This window comes from Lysinibacillus sp. 2017, assembly GCF_003073375.1.
Taxonomy (GTDB): domain Bacteria; phylum Bacillota; class Bacilli; order Bacillales_A; family Planococcaceae; genus Solibacillus.
In genome coordinates, this window is sequence record NZ_CP029002.1 from 3,419,719 (window position 1) to 3,436,943 (window position 17,225).

Annotated in this window: 16 protein-coding genes; 9 read left to right on the forward strand and 7 right to left on the reverse strand. The window is 31.3% G+C overall.

Translation table 11 applies throughout. The features are described 5' to 3' along the window. Nucleotides 1–71: 71 nt before the first annotated feature. Nucleotides 72–1,457: an S-layer homology domain-containing protein gene (locus tag DCE79_RS16685; RefSeq protein ID WP_108714086.1), complete on the reverse strand. Its 1,386-nt coding sequence runs from the start codon at nt 1,455–1,457 to the stop codon at nt 72–74. Between the two features lie 555 nt (nt 1,458–2,012). On the opposite strand from DCE79_RS16685, the gene DCE79_RS18905 reads away from it, so the two are divergent. After that, on the forward strand, nt 2,013–2,444 hold the full coding sequence (locus tag DCE79_RS18905) for an alpha/beta-type small acid-soluble spore protein (RefSeq protein ID WP_304598429.1): 432 nt from the start codon (nt 2,013–2,015) through the stop codon (nt 2,442–2,444). A gap of 760 nt (nt 2,445–3,204) precedes the next feature. Here the strand turns inward: DCE79_RS18905 and DCE79_RS16695 are convergent. From DCE79_RS16695 to DCE79_RS16715, 5 genes are all read right to left on the reverse strand, one after another. Further along, nucleotides 3,205–5,304 carry a hypothetical protein gene (locus DCE79_RS16695; RefSeq protein ID WP_108714087.1) on the reverse strand — a complete coding sequence of 700 codons (2,100 nt, stop codon included), beginning with the start codon at nt 5,302–5,304 and terminating at the stop codon, nt 3,205–3,207. A gap of 621 nt (nt 5,305–5,925) precedes the next feature. Continuing rightward, on the reverse strand, nt 5,926–6,972 hold the full coding sequence (locus tag DCE79_RS18810) for a CHAT domain-containing protein (protein WP_234417284.1): 1,047 nt from the start codon (nt 6,970–6,972) through the stop codon (nt 5,926–5,928). 59 nt (nt 6,973–7,031) lie between these two features. Continuing rightward, entirely contained in the window at nt 7,032–7,289 is a 258-nt protein-coding gene (locus tag DCE79_RS16705; RefSeq protein ID WP_108714089.1) for a DUF1883 domain-containing protein, read from the reverse strand. 6 nt (nt 7,290–7,295) lie between these two features. Continuing rightward, nucleotides 7,296–7,520, reverse strand: coding sequence for a DUF2188 domain-containing protein (locus DCE79_RS16710; RefSeq protein ID WP_369916821.1), 225 nt, complete (start codon nt 7,518–7,520; stop codon nt 7,296–7,298). 72 nt (nt 7,521–7,592) lie between these two features. Then, entirely contained in the window at nt 7,593–7,775 is a 183-nt protein-coding gene (locus DCE79_RS16715; RefSeq protein WP_108714091.1) for a hypothetical protein, read from the reverse strand. A 483-nt stretch (nt 7,776–8,258) separates the two neighbouring features. On the opposite strand from DCE79_RS16715, the gene DCE79_RS16720 reads away from it, so the two are divergent. From DCE79_RS16720 to DCE79_RS16740, 6 genes are all read left to right on the forward strand, one after another. After that, nucleotides 8,259–9,032, forward strand: a complete 774-nt coding sequence (locus tag DCE79_RS16720; protein ID WP_108714092.1) for a hypothetical protein — start codon at nt 8,259–8,261, stop codon at nt 9,030–9,032. 431 nt (nt 9,033–9,463) lie between these two features. After that, entirely contained in the window at nt 9,464–9,625 is a 162-nt protein-coding gene (locus tag DCE79_RS18570) for a hypothetical protein (RefSeq protein WP_159083122.1), read from the forward strand. Between the two features lie 2 nt (nt 9,626–9,627). Continuing rightward, the gene (locus DCE79_RS16725) at nt 9,628–10,992 is read left to right on the forward strand and encodes a recombinase family protein (protein ID WP_108714093.1); all 1,365 of its coding nucleotides are present in this window, start codon (nt 9,628–9,630) and stop codon (nt 10,990–10,992) included. Continuing rightward, complete coding sequence (locus DCE79_RS16730) at nt 10,992–12,467, forward strand: recombinase family protein (protein WP_108714094.1); 1,476 nt, start codon at nt 10,992–10,994, stop codon at nt 12,465–12,467. The genes DCE79_RS16725 and DCE79_RS16730 overlap by 1 nt, the downstream gene beginning before the upstream one ends. Nucleotides 12,468–12,848: 381 nt before the next feature. Beyond that, on the forward strand, nt 12,849–13,067 hold the full coding sequence (locus DCE79_RS16735) for a helix-turn-helix domain-containing protein (RefSeq protein ID WP_108714095.1): 219 nt from the start codon (nt 12,849–12,851) through the stop codon (nt 13,065–13,067). A 23-nt stretch (nt 13,068–13,090) separates the two neighbouring features. Next, a complete protein-coding gene (locus DCE79_RS16740; protein WP_108714096.1) occupies nt 13,091–14,305 on the forward strand; it encodes a site-specific integrase in 1,215 nt (404 codons plus the stop codon). 460 nt (nt 14,306–14,765) lie between these two features. On the opposite strand, the gene DCE79_RS16745 is transcribed toward DCE79_RS16740, so the two are convergent. Further along, on the reverse strand, nt 14,766–15,230 hold the full coding sequence (locus DCE79_RS16745; RefSeq protein WP_108714097.1) for a hypothetical protein: 465 nt from the start codon (nt 15,228–15,230) through the stop codon (nt 14,766–14,768). Between the two features lie 203 nt (nt 15,231–15,433). Between DCE79_RS16745 and DCE79_RS19005 the strand changes: the two genes are divergently transcribed. Together DCE79_RS19005 and DCE79_RS16755 are read left to right on the forward strand one after the other, a co-directional pair. After that, nucleotides 15,434–15,649 (forward strand): recombinase family protein, encoded by a 216-nt coding sequence (locus DCE79_RS19005; protein WP_369916822.1) that lies wholly within the window; start codon nt 15,434–15,436, stop codon nt 15,647–15,649. Nucleotides 15,650–15,942: 293 nt separating this feature from the next. Continuing rightward, nucleotides 15,943–17,154: a site-specific integrase gene (locus DCE79_RS16755; RefSeq protein ID WP_108714098.1), complete on the forward strand. Its 1,212-nt coding sequence runs from the start codon at nt 15,943–15,945 to the stop codon at nt 17,152–17,154. The last annotated feature ends 71 nt before the right edge of the window (nt 17,155–17,225 follow it).

Consider the following 17,225-nt stretch of genomic DNA (forward strand, 5'->3'; position numbering starts at 1 on the left):
GTTTTTGCAATGATATAATAAACGAGCGTTGAATGGATCCCCGTCCATTCAACGCTCGTTTTATTTTTATATTATTGCTCAGATAAGGCTAACATAATAATTTTTGCTAATTGCGCACGTGTTACCTTATCTGCTGGAGCAAATGTTGTTGCACTTGTTCCTTCAACAATACCACTTTCATACAAAAAGTTTACTGCTGTTTTTGTTTCGTCATCATATTTTGCCATATCTTTAAATGGCATTGAAGCTGTTGGCGTATATTCTTCTCCCGTTAAATTATTGGATAAGCGTAGTAACATTAATGCCAATTGAGCACGTGTTAATTCACCTTTAGGATTGAACGAACCACCGTTTTCTTTAATTAGTCCCGCTTCATAGGCTGCTGCCACTTCGATTTGTGTTTGTTGATCGTATTGACTAATGTCTTTGAATGGTGCTGACGTTGTAGCTTTTAAGTCAAACGCACGGGCAAGTACTGAAACCACTTGTACACGTGACATACTTACACTTGGCTTAAATGTTCCGTCATCATAGCCTTTTAAAATTCCTAAATCATACGCTGCAATAATATATTCTCGTGCCCAATGTTTTGAGATATCTGGGAAGTAATCAAAATCGATGTCTTCTTCTGGTACGATATCCTCAAAATCATAATCAATATCATTTAAAAATGCAGTTACATAATCTAGCATCATTTTTTCGGCAACCACTTCATAGCCTGCCTCACCCAAATGCACATTATTTGGATTTGGTAAGTATTCTAAATGATTACTTGCGATAATATCTGCTACCTCTGAGAAAACACCCTCATTTTTTTCAACAACGGCTTTAATGGCATTATTCATCGTTGAAACTAATGTATTAAGTTGTGTTTGAATTGCTGCATCTTGTAAGTATGGATATGGATTATATAGCCCCATAACGATAACATCAGCATCTGGATTTATTTTTTTGATTTCAGCAAAAATTTTCTCATAATTTGCTGATACCGTTTGAATTGTTTGTAAAACAGCTGGCAAATCAAAAGTAAATTGTCCTGATTCTGAGCGATTCACATATTTTAAAACATCATTTGCACCAACACTAAGCGAAATTAAATCTGCTTGTTTAATCGCTTTATGAATTGTCGTTGTAGTTTGTGAAGGTCCATCTAAATCATAAATATTTTTCGTTACATCCGCTTGAATGTCATTTAATACGTTCACTGTCGTATAACCTGGGAATGAAAATCCTTTATTGAACTGAATTTGATTCACTTCGTCTGTATACTGTAATGCAATAAAATCTGCATAACCATAACCAATTTCATGATTTTCATTCATACCAGCTGCCAACGAGTCCCCAAGTGCTAAATAATTTAGTTGTTCCTCTGTTGTCTCTGCTTGAACATTTGTTGAAAACGGCAACACTACTTGTAAAACTAATAATAATGTTGCAAAAACGCTAAACTTTTTCATCCAATTCCCCCCTATTTGTGAAACTAGTTCATAATTATAGAGTATCTTATTATAAAAGACAAAATACAATATATTTGTAACTTTTAGGCCATTTGATTCTATTTCCTTAACTATATTAATATAACACCTATCCATGAATAAATTTTATTTTCCCCATCAATCCCTCTATATCTAAGTCACGCACACTATTTGGATTATAAATTTCTTTATAAAATCCTTTATATTCTATACGACACACCTCTTAAATGCTTATTAAAATAAGTATATTTGTATAACCGATTTAGGGAGCATTCTCGAAAAATAGGTACAATAAACATGGTATACCTTTATTTATCGATGGTTTTTTGACATAGTTTGTGACTTTCTATTTAATATTCAAAAGCTCGGGAAGTGGTTTTATTGTTTGTTCAGCTTTTATCAACAATGAAGAGGCTGTCATTGTACGCTGTTTAGATTCAGTTTAGGATTTAGTGGATGAAATTAATATTGTAGATACCAAATGAATTAGCTATCGAACTTAATTCAGGTGGCAAACTAAAATGGAATAATTTGATCATGTCATCGTATCAAATTTCCATTGTTAAAGTTATTCATTTATCTCATATACTAGCTGAGGATATTTTTTTAAAACCTGCTTATATTAATGGAAAGGGAGGTGCGATTATGACCCAGATACAAAATAAACTGCAACAAATGAAATTAGAAATAGCAGCAGAATTCGGAATTGAGAACTACGATTTGATTGATAAAGGTGAATTACCTTCTAGAATGAATGGTAAAATCGGTGGTGAAATGACCAAGAGGCTAATTGAATTAGGAAAAATGCAATTAGTTCAAATGTCGCAACGAGAATTAGTACCTATACTCGTAAAAAGAGAACAAGTTATGAAAAAGCAACTTATGCTTCCTTGGCCTGAACAGTACAGTGGGGATTTTTTGCCAGCCCATTTTCATTATAATTCCCAAAAGAATAACTTTTATAAGTAACTTTTATTAAGTGAATCACAAAAGAAATAAAAGAAGCGTCTCACAAGTTTATTCAACTCATGAGACGCTTCTTTTTTCTTACAATGTTAGCAAATCACTTTCACCTTACATACAAACGCTTGTTTATCAAGGGTTTGAGTATAAGAAACGCGGGCTAAGATCGCCACATCGTGTGGCAACGCCCGCATGACCGAGATCGAACTAAGGTTCAAAGGCTAAAACCGCGACGTCCTGTCGCAACGCCTTTGTCACCACGTCCATGTATAAAGGAAGTCAAGCTAAACTCGCCACATCGTGTGGCAACGCTTGACTGACCCGCATCGTGCGGGCCTACATCATTCCTGGCGTAAGGTGAAAGTGTGTAATATCTATCACGATGTGTTCCAAAAGTGCGGTAAATCAAGGTTTATGGAAATCATAACTGTAACATCTTTCATGATAATTAATCTTTTTTCATCAGATTGCGTTAGCAAAATGTTAGCATGCACCTCTGCTTTCTTCTTCCGTACTTCAATCGAAGATTTTATTCTAGATTATTTACTCTAATTACAACAAGTGCTTCGCTTCTTTTACAGAATGTTAATTGTGGCTGATATTTCGATGAATAATTACTCTTAATAAAGGTGATTGCTTAATAGCCTCACCAACTAATTTGCTTAATCCAACGCAGCAGCCTTATACTTATCAGTGATTTCAAAAACCTTATTATTTACTTCATTATTTTTATTACCAATTTACCAACTCCATTTAATATGCAATTTTATTGATTAAAAAATTTTTTCAAAGCTTTCTCAGTAATTGAGTAATATCTTTTTCCATTAGTGTAATAAGAAATATATTTTGTCTCATCTGTAGTTATTTTTTCAATAGCCTTTGTTATTGCCAAATGGTGTTTATCTAATACATCGCCCAATTGTTTAGCTGTCATTGGTGAATTTTCATTAAACAAAGTTCTTAAAATATTCATACAAACATCTGGAAGGGATTCATTTTTCCATTTTTCTTGAAGTTCTTTTTGTAAACTAACATACTCATCTTTAGCCCTAAGAGTAATTTTTTGACCACAGTTAACACATCTTCCATGTTTCTCTATTATTATTAAATCTTGATCATCAAACTCATAAGAACATTTTTCACATATATTGGTTTTACTTTTCCGGAAAAAATTATTAATAAATTCATCTAAATCAAATTCTGGTTGTCTCCAATAATCATATCTATTTCTAAGTTTAGGTCTCCCATAGTCTATTTTCTTTTCCATGCAAAAACCATAGTTTAAACCGAAATAAGAAATCTTTGATCCATCAGCTTCTTTAGGACTTCCTTCATTAAATTTTGTCACAATAAAATACAACTCTAAAGTCTTTAATAACTTATCGTTATTAGTTCTTATACTAAAATGTGAAGTTGGAACCCATAAAGCAGAGGTAGCGCGACTTTTACTTTCAATGGTATCTATAAATATTTTTTTTAATTTTGATTTATTATTTGTATAAAGTTTAACTATATCCCTCTTAGTTTGGTACTGGGTTTCGACAATCTCATCAGCAAATTTATTTTGAATTAGTTGTGTAATCATTCCTTCTTCATCATCATAAAATGATTGCTTATATCTTATATCATTCTTAAAATCCGGCAGAATATTTCTATTAAAGTAACTTAATGAAGCATTTTCCAAATCTACAATCTGAATTTTTTTCCCCTTCGAAATACTACTTAACATGCAATAATTCAAGATAAATCCTAATGCTCTCGGTATACCTGATGATATGTAAAATAGCATTGTAAGATATTCATTTAAACTTTCTGTACCGGTATCAAAAATATCATCTAATTCTATATCTTGATTCACATAATATTTTAATCTTTTCTCTAAAGTTCTTTGTACATAATTAATTGTAGTACTTTCCACCTTATCATACGTAGAAGATAGAGGACCAAATGCATCGTAAAAATCAAGTGAAATAACAGGTAGTTTAGTACTATCTATATTCCCTAAATATGTTCTTGTAGGATAACCTGCTAACTTAATTACGAAAGAATCATTGTAAGAACTTATAATTGGTGCTATAAGTGAATCTACAATTACTTTTTGATTTTCTTTACTTAATTCACTAAAATCATCTAAAAATAAATAAACTTTATCTTTACCTTTTGACTTTAATATTTTTGTAAATTCTTTTAGTATGTTATGTACAGAAAAAATTCTAATTTCATTCTTAGTGAAAGTTTCAGTTATTTCATCACTCTTTATTTTTTCATATTCCCCATTCCCTTGTAGTAATGAACCACTTATTACTTCCTCTAGATTTGTGTCTACTGCAACTTTCTTATTTGTTTGTTCTAATTGTTTTTTTACTGTTTCAATCTTTCTTCTGAACTCCGGGTCAATATACTCCCCATTTTCTATTTTAGAGAATAATTCATTAAAGACTCTCTTTGATGAGAATAAACTAGTACACTTTTCTTTCATTTTTTCAAATATTGCTGTTAGAAAGTTCTTATACATCATATCCTTTTGAAGGATTTCTTTTAGTTTATCTGTTGTATCTATTGATTCTAATTCTTCTATACAAGTCTGAAGATTTATGTATACAGAAAAAAGATTTTTTGTACTATCAATTTCCTTTTCTGCCGACATAAAAATTGTCGATTTCCCAGTACCCCTTCTCCCTAAAAATAAAGTGTGGTTTTCATCCTTTGCTTGTCTTAATACATAATCATCATTAAATAAATCAACATATAAATCCTTTACAATACTTTTTCCATTTTCTTGTATATCAGGTCGTCCACTCTTTTGTAATGATTTAAAAGCCTTTTCTATACTAGTAGATACCGCTTGAAGTTCAAATTCATTCATTTCTTATTTCCCCTCTCATCAAATATAACTTCTATCTTGATATTTTTAGTTTAGTGATTACAACCAAAAAATTAATTTCCAAAAATAGTTCCATTTAATTTTACCACATTTAAATTTTGTATTTTTATAACCTTCTATAATTTTTAAATAACCTAAAATTATCGATATTTTTTGTTTTTCTTATCCTCCAACCAAGAACTCTCCGAAATTTATGTAATAGCATATTAAATCTAATATTCTCGTCTACTGGTGAGATGAATCGATGCAAAAAGCTAACCTCTAATGCTAATTCCACCATTTTATGTATTAAACAATAGCTCTATATAGCTTCCAAAAATTTAAAGTTTTAGTGAGTAATAATTTTTAATTTTCCTAAAGATTTTTTAAATCTAAAATAACAATAAAAACAGACGGTCAATTAAAGGTGAATTATCACACTCCTAAACCGTCTGTTTTTTATGTGTATCAATATTAAATTAGATATTTCAAAGACACATTTAGAGCCTATTTCTTATTCATCGTCTACGGTTTAGTTGAGTCATCGCGCCACTTAATAGCTATTAATACATCTGAATACCATATGCCATCCTGCCTTATCAAGAAGATCCTTTTTTCAATGTTTTATGGTTTTACTAAAATCAACTTTTTCAAATCAATTCCTTCTTTACCATATAACTCAGGTGTATTTTCTTCTTCAATTCCTTCTAGCATTAACGCTGCTTTTGCTTGTTTAAATGCTTTTTCTACCGAGTAGCCAAACCCTAAAGCTGAATAAAATTGAGCAGAAAATACTCTAGCCGCTTCATCTCCTATAGATGTATTCATTCCTATCGCAGCATCTAAATATTCTGTAACTGAGTAAGCCTGATTATATGAGAAACAAGTATTAAAGAAAACCAATTTTATATCATCGGAAGTAGTAACCATCGATTGAACAATAGCTTCTTTAGAAACAAACTTTGCATTACCTGCGTTGTCTTGTAAAACTAATTGATCTTCATCTGAACCATGCCCACTAAAATGAATTATAGTAGGATTTATTTCATTTATTCCCTGTAGAATATCTAATGGTCTAGCTGCCCATTTTGTTACAAACTCTATAGAATTCCTATATTCAGATTGTCTAATTTTAGTTTCTATTTCTCTAGCTTCTTCATCTAATCTTAAAGGATGTGAATCTAATGGATTAGACGCTATAAATAGTACCGTAATCTTTTCAGGTATATTTTTTAGCTCAGCTATTTCCGTTTGAGTTTGATGATGGAGCTGTTCATGCTTAGAAATAGAAACTTGCATATTCTCAATTTCAGAAAGCTGTTTTTTTTCAAATTCCATTCTTTTTTTTATTTCCCTCGATTCTTCACGATGTAATTTACTTTCTTCAGCAGATATTTCAGTAGATTTCTGAGCTATCTTTTTTTCAATACCTGAAATTTTTTGACTTACTTTACTTAATTGAGTATTATACCTTTCTATTTCCCGTGTTTTAGATTGAATTGTTGAGCTATTTTTGGTTCTTAGAATACTCTTTCTCGCAAAAGTAATTTTCTTTTCTAAATCAGCAACTTTTTTTATTTCTGAAGCTTTATCTGATTGTAATTTAGATAATTCTTTCTTTTTCCTTAAAACGGTATTAGCGATAGTCGAAGACGTTGGCAAATCATTCACCCATTTCTTATAGATAATAGGTTATACACTACGAATCTATAACCTTTTATAAGTTTCAATTAAATAATTTCAATAGAATGTCGTATCGATCCACCTGCAAGTCCTAAATCTATTGTAATATTCCACATACCTGTTGAGGATGCAGGTATTATTACAGTATTATTAATCACTTGTCCATAAAAATAACTATGTTTACGCCCATTTCTATAATTACTAAAATTACTATCACTCATAAATTTTACATTCGCCGGCCGATTTAATGTTACTCGAACTCTTTGTCCTTCTCGAAGAAACATTCGTTTGTGTAAAAATTGCATAATTTATCACCCCTTCGGTGGATATGGGTCATTGCCATAACTATTTCTTTCACGAATTTGGCCTTCACGATTATGAATGAACAGCTCACTTTTTTGATTTTTAGCAATACTCTGCGCTGCTTTAATTGCTTGTTGTTGTGTTTGATGGATACTAGTTGCGCGTGAATTACCAGCGCCTTTAACTTGCCACATACCATCTTTAGGTGTTACGTGTTGATTCTTACCCAAAATACTCAGCTCCTTTTAATCTAACAGTTTAAAAAGAACTAACCGTCCACAATTAGCTCATATGATAATTATTTGCTACTTTTTATCGACTTTATTTGGTTCAGATTTTTGCTTTTCTTGTGCTTTTTCCTCAAGGAAAGCTTGATGTTTTTCTATAGATACATCCCAACAAAAGGCTTTAAGACCTTGATCTTTAGCGTATTTCCGAACACCTTTAACTGTAATATAAGGGCGACAAATTTTTATTGTTTTTTCCATAATGATCCTCTCCTCAAGTTATGATAAATTCCTATCAATTCCTTGCAGTTGAGACCAAAATATGTTAAAGTTCAGATAATTTTAATGTTATTTTATCTACTATCGCTTCTGCAAAAGCGATGTGAACGGAAGTAGAATTTACTTCTGAACCTTAAACTGTAGTTGGTTCCCTGCAAGGAGTCCATCTACAGTTTTTTTTATTTTCATCACCCATTGCACTACTCCTTTCATCTTGAGATAATTCAATGACTAATAATTTAAACTAAAAAATATTTTCTGAATATTAAAGACGTAATTCGGATTATAATTACCTTGTTTTCAAAATGCAAGAAAATAGTTCGAACATGCATTCTTATTGGTATTATAATCCATTTTAATAGAATATTACAGAAAAATCAAGGTACACAACACAATATATTGTGTTATGTTTTTACAAATAAATCTATATGTTGCGAAAATAGTCTGTTAGGAGTGTTATAAAAATTGAAACTCATGAATTTAAATGCCATGAATTTAGCAAAAGTAAATTACCTATCTAGCTATGAACTTTATTTAGTTTTTCTACAAACCATTTTATTAATTTTTATCTCTGTTCCTTACACCATAGGGGATATCAAAATCTATTTCTTACTAGCCTTTATGTTAGTATCTATTGTTCAAATCATTTTTTTCTCTATTAGACGTGGAACTTCTAATTATAAAACAAAATATTGTGTTTTAATGGTTCTATATATCGCTCAATTTTTTTTAATGATTATTGTTATATCTTTTCTGCAAATGATAAACGACCACATAATTTTTCAAAACATGCTGGCAATTATTTCTGTAATATTTTTTTGCATTATTGGATTTTTAAGTTTGAGCATGTCAATAAAATACATCTTCTACTTGAGATTAAAGAAAATGTTTCCGACACACGGGGATAAAGAAAACTCAGCAGAAGTGAAATTAATAAATTTAGCACCTTTTTTATCGGTTGATAAGCAAATAGCGTATCTATTACTCCACTATGGAATAAATTTAACGATTTACGGTTACTATACATTCTTATGTCTACTAGCATTTAAACTAGCTGATTTCTCAAAATGGGAGTTATTCAATCAAATACAGATGTTCATACAGCGATGCACCTTTATTAACTTTTCAAATGCAATAGGGTTATTTTCTATATTCCTGGCTCTTCTAACTATTTGCATACCCGCACAACAAAAGATCCGTTATGAAGCAGAGCAAAGGTACTTTGCGAAATTCAAGTAATAATAAAAGATGTTGATCCCCTGGGTTCAACATCTTTTTTATATATTCTCATACTTTTTAAATTCTAACACTAACAAATAAGTCTTTAGTCCTGTTAGAACGAATAGAAATCAAAGCTATTATATTTACACTTTTTTTAGAAAGGAGGGTTTGTGCTTGGATAATAATAATTTCAAGGAGGCTTTGTTAGCAAAAACTAATGAAGATATCTCTGAGACTGTAATTCAAATTTTTATCCAGCTCTATCTTTATGAACAAGAACATCAAGAAGTATAAATTCGCATTTTATTCACCTAGAAAAGTTTATTGGAAGCGTAATAGCAGTAAGAAAAAATATTCAGTCGGCATACAACTAACTTTAGACATTTAAATGTATATTTCCTCCTATTTATGGGAATTGTTTTGTAAAACCATTGAAGGGAGGAATTGATATGTCTAAGCTTTGTAGAGTTGTGAAGGTTAGTTACTCAAACGAACTTTCTAGAGAATCTGCTATGTGGATTGAGAAGTATATCGAATCGATATTAATTCAAGAAATTATCGGTAAAGATATTACAAAACTCCATCTGTTATTAATGAAAAGCGAGGAGTAGATATGAGTAAAGAAGAATATATTATTGTTTACAGTCGAGTTAGTTCTGCAGCGCAAAGTCTTTCAATGCAAATTAGTCTCGCAAAACAGTATTTAGAACGTGAAAATATCGATTCAAGTGAAGTTCAATTTATCGATGATCATGATGTATCAGCAACAAAACTATCTATGTATGATAGAAAAGGATTAAATAAGCTAATAAAACAAATTAAAGCTGACAAAGCACACAAAGTAATTGTTTATAAACGAGACAGACTTGCGCGAAACTTTTATGAGTATTCTGAGCTAGCAAAATTATTTATTAATTATAATCTTGAAGTAATTTTTACAGCTTCGGATGAACCACCATTTTCAAATAACCTAGCATTAGAATCATTTTATGGTATCTTCGCACAAATGGAAGGTAATAGCATTAAAAGTCGTACAGATGATGTTCGTAAGCAATATCCTTCTAATATTTTTGGTTATATACGTAATAAGAACGAAGGCTTAGTCACTTATACTGCTAACCCTGAAAAAGCTGATGTGGTTCGTTCATTATTTGAAAAAGCTGCTAGTATTACATCGGCAGAGATGTTTATCGATTTTTTGATTGAAAAACATCCATTTAAGTTTGAGCAGAAAATAAAGGTATTAACAAATTCTTTTTACGCTGGTTACTTCCAGAAAAATGAGTTGTTTCAAAAGTTATCACATGTAGAACCTTTAACAGATTTAAGCTCTTTCAAAAAAGTAAATAGCATCATTGATACGTATTTAAAAGACTTTAATAATGCCTTAAACCTAACACCTACACTAATGTACAAGTTACCAAAATGCGACTATTGTAAAAATACAATGAAAGTGAAACGACAGCATCCTTTAGATTCCGGTCAAATTTATTGCAGTAACGGTCATAAGAAAGTAGAAATCTCAATTGTAGAATATAATCAGCAAATTTCACTAACTTTACATGAAGAGTTACTAAAATTTAAACACTCTCATTTACGTAAAATTGCAGTTAATACTTTAAAAGGCGAAAAAGTAGCGTTAGAACAACAATTAAAGCAACTAAAAAATAATTACCAAAATGCTCTATTAGATTTAACTTCATCATTCGATTCTGTAGATGCACGATACGATAAATCTTTAGCAACACTCGATTTATTAAAAAACTCAATTTCAATAACATTAGATGAAATTACAATGATAGACAACTTAATTGAAGAAATAAAAACCTTAACAGATTATTTAAATTCATTCAATTTAACTTTAAGTACTGAAGATTTAATAAATATAGCTACATTACTTGTAGAAGATATTCATGTTGGACATGATTTCACCTCAATTACATTATTTCTTACAGCAACAGAAAACGGAGTAACTTAATGTTAAATAATAATATTACTGCTTACAAAACTGTAGCCTATATACGTTTTTCAGATGAGAAGCAAAAAGGTAATCATTCCATCGAGATACAAAAAGCACAAATTTTAATGTTTGCTGAGCGTAACAATCTTGAAATTGTAAGATGGTGTATTGATGAATCAACTAGTGCCTACTCTAAAAAGATTGAATCTCGTAAAGGTATGCAACAAGTTATTGAACAAATACAAAATGGGGCTGAGGCCTTATGTTTCTATGAGGAATCTCGTTTAACTCGACAGATTACAGATTTTTATTTTTCTGTTTACTCACATATCAAAGAGCAGTTTCCACATGTTAAATTTTATAGCACACAAACTGAAGGAGAATGGGATCCAAATAATCCATTAGTCCAAGCTAAATTCGTTTTTGCAAATGAAGAGTCTCAAATAAAATCTGTTCGTGCTAAAGATACTCAATCTGAGATTTTAAAAGAAAAAAACCTATCTCGACCTGGTTCAAGAATACCGACAGGCTATGAAATAGTGGAAGGTAATTTAGTCCCTAATAAAGACTTTCGCGTAGTTTTATTAATTTACTACCTCGCCATTTGGGGACATTCACATCAAACAATTGCAACTTATTTAAATAACGCTAATATCGTTACGAAGAAAATAACTACTTGGCATGGCAGCACGATCAGTTATATATTAAATAACCCTGCTTATGATGGTATTTTACAATGGCATAGCAATAAAGAGGTTTTTACTTTTACAAACACTCACAAGTCTATTGTTGGACCAACTATGTTGCATCTTAGTAAACAAAGCTTGGAACTCAAGAAAAAGTATGGAAAAATGGATACACCATTTTATTTCCGCGATTTATTAGAATGTAAAAATTGTTGCTCTACTTTAGTAGCAAAAGATAATTCCCCACGAGGAAAGAGTAAACAATACTTAGTTTACAAGTGTGCCTCATGCAAAGAGAGTGTTAATATCGAAATCGTTCATGAAGCAGTGTTTCATGAACTTACAAATGGTATTAGTACTCAAAAAGAAAAACTAATTAAAAATGCTTATGAACAGTTATATAGTTGGCAGATAAAATTCCATGAATTAAAAGAAACTGTAATTCATCAATTAAAAGCTCACCATGAAAAGCTCGGACTTCTACAGCAAAGTAATAATCCGAATAAAGAAGCTTTAATGAATTCTTTTAATGAATCAATTCTGTATTTTAAAACAAAAAAAGATGAATACAATTCTTTAATTAATACTATCGATGAGCTGTTGAATGATAGCGGATTTAATAAAACACTCGATATGCTTTTACAAAGTCATATTTATAATTTATCGAATACCGAAAGAAGAATTTTTAGTCTTAGCTTCATCAATAAGATTCAAATTGATTTCCAAAAAGATTGTGATTTAACAATTGATTTTCGTTTAACACCTTTTGTTGCATTAGAAAACTTTCTGGTTGAAAAACCGAATTAATTTCTAAGCTACTGGTTAGAAAACCGAAATAATAAAATAGTCTTCATAAATTTGAAAACTCACATTTAGTAAAGCCCTTTATTTCAAAGGCTTTAGCTAAAGTTTAATCGGTTTTCTGACCACTTTAGGATACTATAGTGGTTAGAAAACCGAATATATAATTTAAATACTGGTTCCAAAACCGAAAAATTTCATTTTAATTTAAAATCGCTCTTCGAATATCAAAAAATGCAGATATAATGATTAACACTAATTGAATAATTCTCTATAAACGAAAACCGTAACGAGATTTGGTTCACATTTTTATGTGATCTATTTCTGTTGCGGTTTTTTTATTCAAATTATTAATAACTCATTGTATTTTGAAAGGATTTGTTTGAAATGAAAAACACAAAAGCTTATTTAACATGGGAATCACTACCCGACATTTTAAGCGCGCAGCACATTGCTCTATTTTTAGGCATCTCGCGTCGGAGAATTTATGAACTGTTTCAACTAAATCCAGCAGATGGTGGTATTCCTAATTTTGAAATCGGTGCTTCTAAACGCGTATTAAAATCCGATTTACAAACATGGATTACAGATAAAAAACAAAATTAACTCATAAGGGAGATTAGATAATTATGAAAGGTCATTTTAAAAAACGAGGTTGTAAATGCGTAACAAAAAATTGCACATGCGATAAAACTTGGTCTGTTGTCATCGACATTGGGAAGAATCTGCAGACAGGTAAACGACAGCAAAAAACTTTAAGTGGCTTTAAAACCAAAGAAGAGGCAGAAATTGCAGTCACTTCCTTAATTAATGAGATTAATCATGGAACTTACTTTTCTGAGTCCGGTATTCCATTTAAAGATTTCATTGATACATGGTTGCTTGAATATACGAAAAAGGTAAACCCAAAAGAAAGTACACTTCGATTAAGAAAGTATTATATTCATAAACTGCTACCTTATTTTACCTATGCATCTCTTAAAGACATTTCAAAAGATCTTTACCAGGACGCTATTGATGATTTAACACAAAAAGGATATAGCAAAAGTACGCTCAATGGTATTCACTTTACGGCTAAAATGCTGTTTAAACTCGCTGCAAGTAAACAATTTATTAAAGTTAATCCTACAGCAGATGCTTATGTACAACGTGAACAGCAAGAAATTATTGAAATGGATGAAGATGAATTACCTATTTACTTTGAAAAGGACGAGCTTGCTATATTCCTAAAAACCGTGAAAGAAAAAGGGTTATATCTTGATATATTAATCTTTTTCACTTTGAGTTATACAGGAATGAGGATCGGTGAGTTAGTCGCTTTGAAATGGAGGAATATAGATTTCACTAACAATACGATTAGTATTACGAAAACCTGCTATAATCCAAAAAACAATACGAAGAAATATAAACTTCTTCCTCCTAAAACAAAAAAATCTCGCCGTACTATAGTCGTGGATGAATTTATAATGAGCCTATTTAAAACGCATTACAAAGAGCAACAGCAGCTTATTAAACATTTGGGCGATAGTTATGACGATGAACAGTTTATATTCGCAAATACGAACAAATATCCTGGATACCCTATTTTAATTAAACTTATAGAAAATAGAATGAAACGGTTATTAAAGTTGACTGCCTTAAATCTTAAAGTAACACCGCACTCACTACGTCATACACATACATCTCTTTTAGCAGAAGCTGGTGTCGATTTAGACGAAATAATGGAGCGTTTAGGCCATCAAGATGATGCAACGACACGAAATATTTATTTGCATATTACATCTGTTCGGAAGAGTGCAGCTGCAATTAAATTCAGTAATTTAATGAATAATATTTCGGCTTAGTTTTTTTTTTATGAAAAACTCTTTAATAATCTCAAGACAGAAGCTAAAATAAAGTATTTCAAGTATCTCTTTTGAATTAAAATTTATAAATAGCACTTAAATATATACTCTTCAATAGAAAAAGGTACAACACTAAAGTTTGTACCTTTTTTATTTATTACCAAGCTTTCATTTGGAAACGGTATTAAGATTTATATTGCATAAATCTTTAATGAAAGTAGAGACGCTTCTTCAACAATCGCGCCCGTTTTGTTGAAGAGCGTTGTTCAACTAAAGCTAACATAAAAAGCTGATAAACAATGCCCTCTTAAGGCACGAACGAATAAAAAACAAAAAGCGTTAAATCCTCCTTGAATATCAACGCCATTGTTAGTTAGTAAGTAAAAATATAGTACATTTATTTCTCCGTCTATATAAAACGCTGGTTTTAAACTTACTCATTCGAGTATTAAATTTTAATTTATTTTATTGATTTTGCATTCATAACAAATTCAGTGTCCTCTTTCAAACGAAGGATATAATTCATTATAAACGAAAGCTCTATTTTCCCTTCTTTATAATGAGCATCTAAAGCTTCAAAGTGTTTACTAACTAAGTAATTAAATAACTCGTCTTTACTAATGTTTTGCTTCTCAGCAATTTCAAGCATACTGTAATTTTTTTTCAGCTTAAAGTATTCTTCCTCTGTTATGCCTAAGAAATTTGTTAAACTAACAAAGTCAGTTTTAAGACTAAAAACAACTTTGCCTTCACCTTCATTTGTATCTTGATTTTTTAAGTCTCTTACTTCAACTTGTTCAATATTAATGTCAATTGGCTTCAGTATATTTTCTGCCGAACCCTTACTGCTTAAATTTAGGTAAGTAATGGAAAAAATAAGTGTCAAGGTTAGTAATATAAATAGTCGATGTTTATTATTTTTCATTTTACTTCTCCTTTTTCTAAACATTTTCCCCTTACAAGATAAATTTATGCAATGCTAATTAGAAAGAGGAATAATTGTCAGAGAAGCAATTTAACGTTTATTAGGTTTGTTTTGTATACTTTTTAAAACTCTGTTAAGATTGGGCCAAGATAAATAATTTATTCAAAAACTATGTTAATGAGAAGGGCTGGGAATTATACGATATATATACAGATGAAGAATCTGGCTCTGATTCAAATCGTGCAGGTATTCAACGTTTAATTAAAGATGCACAAGAAAAGATATTTGATGTAATCGTCGCTAAAGAGTTCTCTCGTATTTCTCGTAATAGTGCGTTTTTATATGGATTTAAGGATGCAATGATTGCGAATCGAATCCATTTCATCACTTTAGATGACACTAAAAAAAACATTAACTAAATAAACTTATAGCTCGGTTCATTCGAGAAATCATTGTAAAAGCAGACAATTTAAAAGTGCATTATCGCGCTTCTAAATCGTCTGCTTTTTACGTTTCTAGCATCGTTTAATAACAGTGTATAAAAGACCTTTATTCCCAAAATATGAACCGTTGATGAATATGGCTAATAAACTTAGTACTCATTGTTCTGCAAATTACTCGTCTTTCTAATTTCCATGCATTCTTAACTTTTTAAATGGAGATAATGCATGTTGTAAGACGAATAAGGTAGAAAGCGAGGTCATTCAATGAAATGAAAGGACATTATTACAAGAGGGGTTGCACATGCAAGAAGAAAAAATGTACTTGTGGTTCCAAATGGGCTTTTACGATTGATATTGGCGTAGATCCGATGACTGGGAAACGGAAGCAAAAGGTACGGAGTGGTTTTAATTCTAAAGAGGACGCTATTCAAGCAGCTACAACTCTTTTGCATGAGCTAAACCACGAGACGTATATCGAGGAGTCAGATCAAACGTTTAGTGCTTTTGCAAAAGAATGGCTCTCCATTTACAAAGAAGTAAATGAAGTGAAACCCGGAACCATACGCGTCAGACTGCATGAAATTTCAAAGTTAATGCTCTATTTTGCACATTTGAAACTTAAAGACATTACCAGAAAACACTATCAAGATGCGCTAAACCATTTAAAGGACCAAGGCTATTCTGATAGTACTAGGGGAGGAATACATCGAACAGGGAGGATGATTTTCCGAAAAGCATTAGAATTTGAGCTGATTAAGAAAGACCCTACTGAGTTTGCCTATCTGAAAAAAGATAAAAAATCGATTGAGCAATTAGAGGTAGAGGAAATCCCTAAGTATTTGGAAAAGGAAGAGTTGGCATTGTTCTTAAAAACCGCACAGCTACACGGACTGGAACTCGATTACTTAATGTTTCTTGTTCTTTCCTATACAGGCATTCGTGTAGGTGAACTCGTTGCTCTTAAATGGCAAGATGTTGATTTTGAACAACAGACAATCCGAATAACGAAAACGTATTACAATCCCAATAATAATTCGGTACAGTTTCAATTAGTTACACCCAAAACGAAAACCTCTAGAAGAAAAATCGTCGTGGATGAGGTTGTGATCCGCGCGTTACGTCAACACAAAGAAAATCAAGAAAGGATAATACTCCAATTGGGTGATGTCTATATTCAACAAGACTTCATTTTTGCTAAAACAACGCGTCATCCCGGTTACCCAATGGTCATCAAAATGGTACAACTCCGGATGGCTAGGTTACTAGCTCTGGCCGATTTGAATACAGACTTAACACCGCACTCCCTGCGACATACACATACGTCACTATTGGCAGAGGCAGGTGTAGCACTCGAACAGATTATGGACAGACTCGGCCACGCTGATGATCAAATCACCAAAAACATTTACCTGCATATTACGAAAGAAATGAAAAAAGAAGCATCCCATAAGTTTGCACAACTCATGAGACGCTTCGATTAATTGCTATAATGTTAGCAAAATGTTAGCAAATCACTTTCACCTTACATACAAACCCAGCTATATCAAGGGTT

Excerpts from the sequence above, each read along its gene's own strand:
- DCE79_RS16745 (WP_108714097.1), bottom strand. The coding sequence starts at position 15,230 with ATGAAAAATAATAAACATCGACTATTTATATTACTAACCTTGACACTT.
- DCE79_RS16715 (WP_108714091.1), bottom strand. The coding sequence starts at position 7,775 with ATGGAAAAAACAATAAAAATTTGTCGCCCTTATATTACAGTTAAAGGT.
- DCE79_RS16725 (WP_108714093.1), top strand. The coding sequence starts at position 9,628 with ATGAGTAAAGAAGAATATATTATTGTTTACAGTCGAGTTAGTTCTGCA.
- DCE79_RS16755 (WP_108714098.1), top strand. The coding sequence starts at position 15,943 with ATGAAAGGACATTATTACAAGAGGGGTTGCACATGCAAGAAGAAAAAA.
- DCE79_RS16705 (WP_108714089.1), bottom strand. The coding sequence starts at position 7,289 with ATGCAATTTTTACACAAACGAATGTTTCTTCGAGAAGGACAAAGAGTT.
- DCE79_RS18905 (WP_304598429.1), top strand. The coding sequence starts at position 2,013 with ATGTCATCGTATCAAATTTCCATTGTTAAAGTTATTCATTTATCTCAT.
- DCE79_RS16685 (WP_108714086.1), bottom strand. The coding sequence starts at position 1,457 with ATGAAAAAGTTTAGCGTTTTTGCAACATTATTATTAGTTTTACAAGTA.
- DCE79_RS16695 (WP_108714087.1), bottom strand. The coding sequence starts at position 5,304 with ATGAATGAATTTGAACTTCAAGCGGTATCTACTAGTATAGAAAAGGCT.
- DCE79_RS16730 (WP_108714094.1), top strand. The coding sequence starts at position 10,992 with ATGTTAAATAATAATATTACTGCTTACAAAACTGTAGCCTATATACGT.
- DCE79_RS16740 (WP_108714096.1), top strand. The coding sequence starts at position 13,091 with ATGAAAGGTCATTTTAAAAAACGAGGTTGTAAATGCGTAACAAAAAAT.
- DCE79_RS18570 (WP_159083122.1), top strand. The coding sequence starts at position 9,464 with ATGTCTAAGCTTTGTAGAGTTGTGAAGGTTAGTTACTCAAACGAACTT.
- DCE79_RS16735 (WP_108714095.1), top strand. The coding sequence starts at position 12,849 with ATGAAAAACACAAAAGCTTATTTAACATGGGAATCACTACCCGACATT.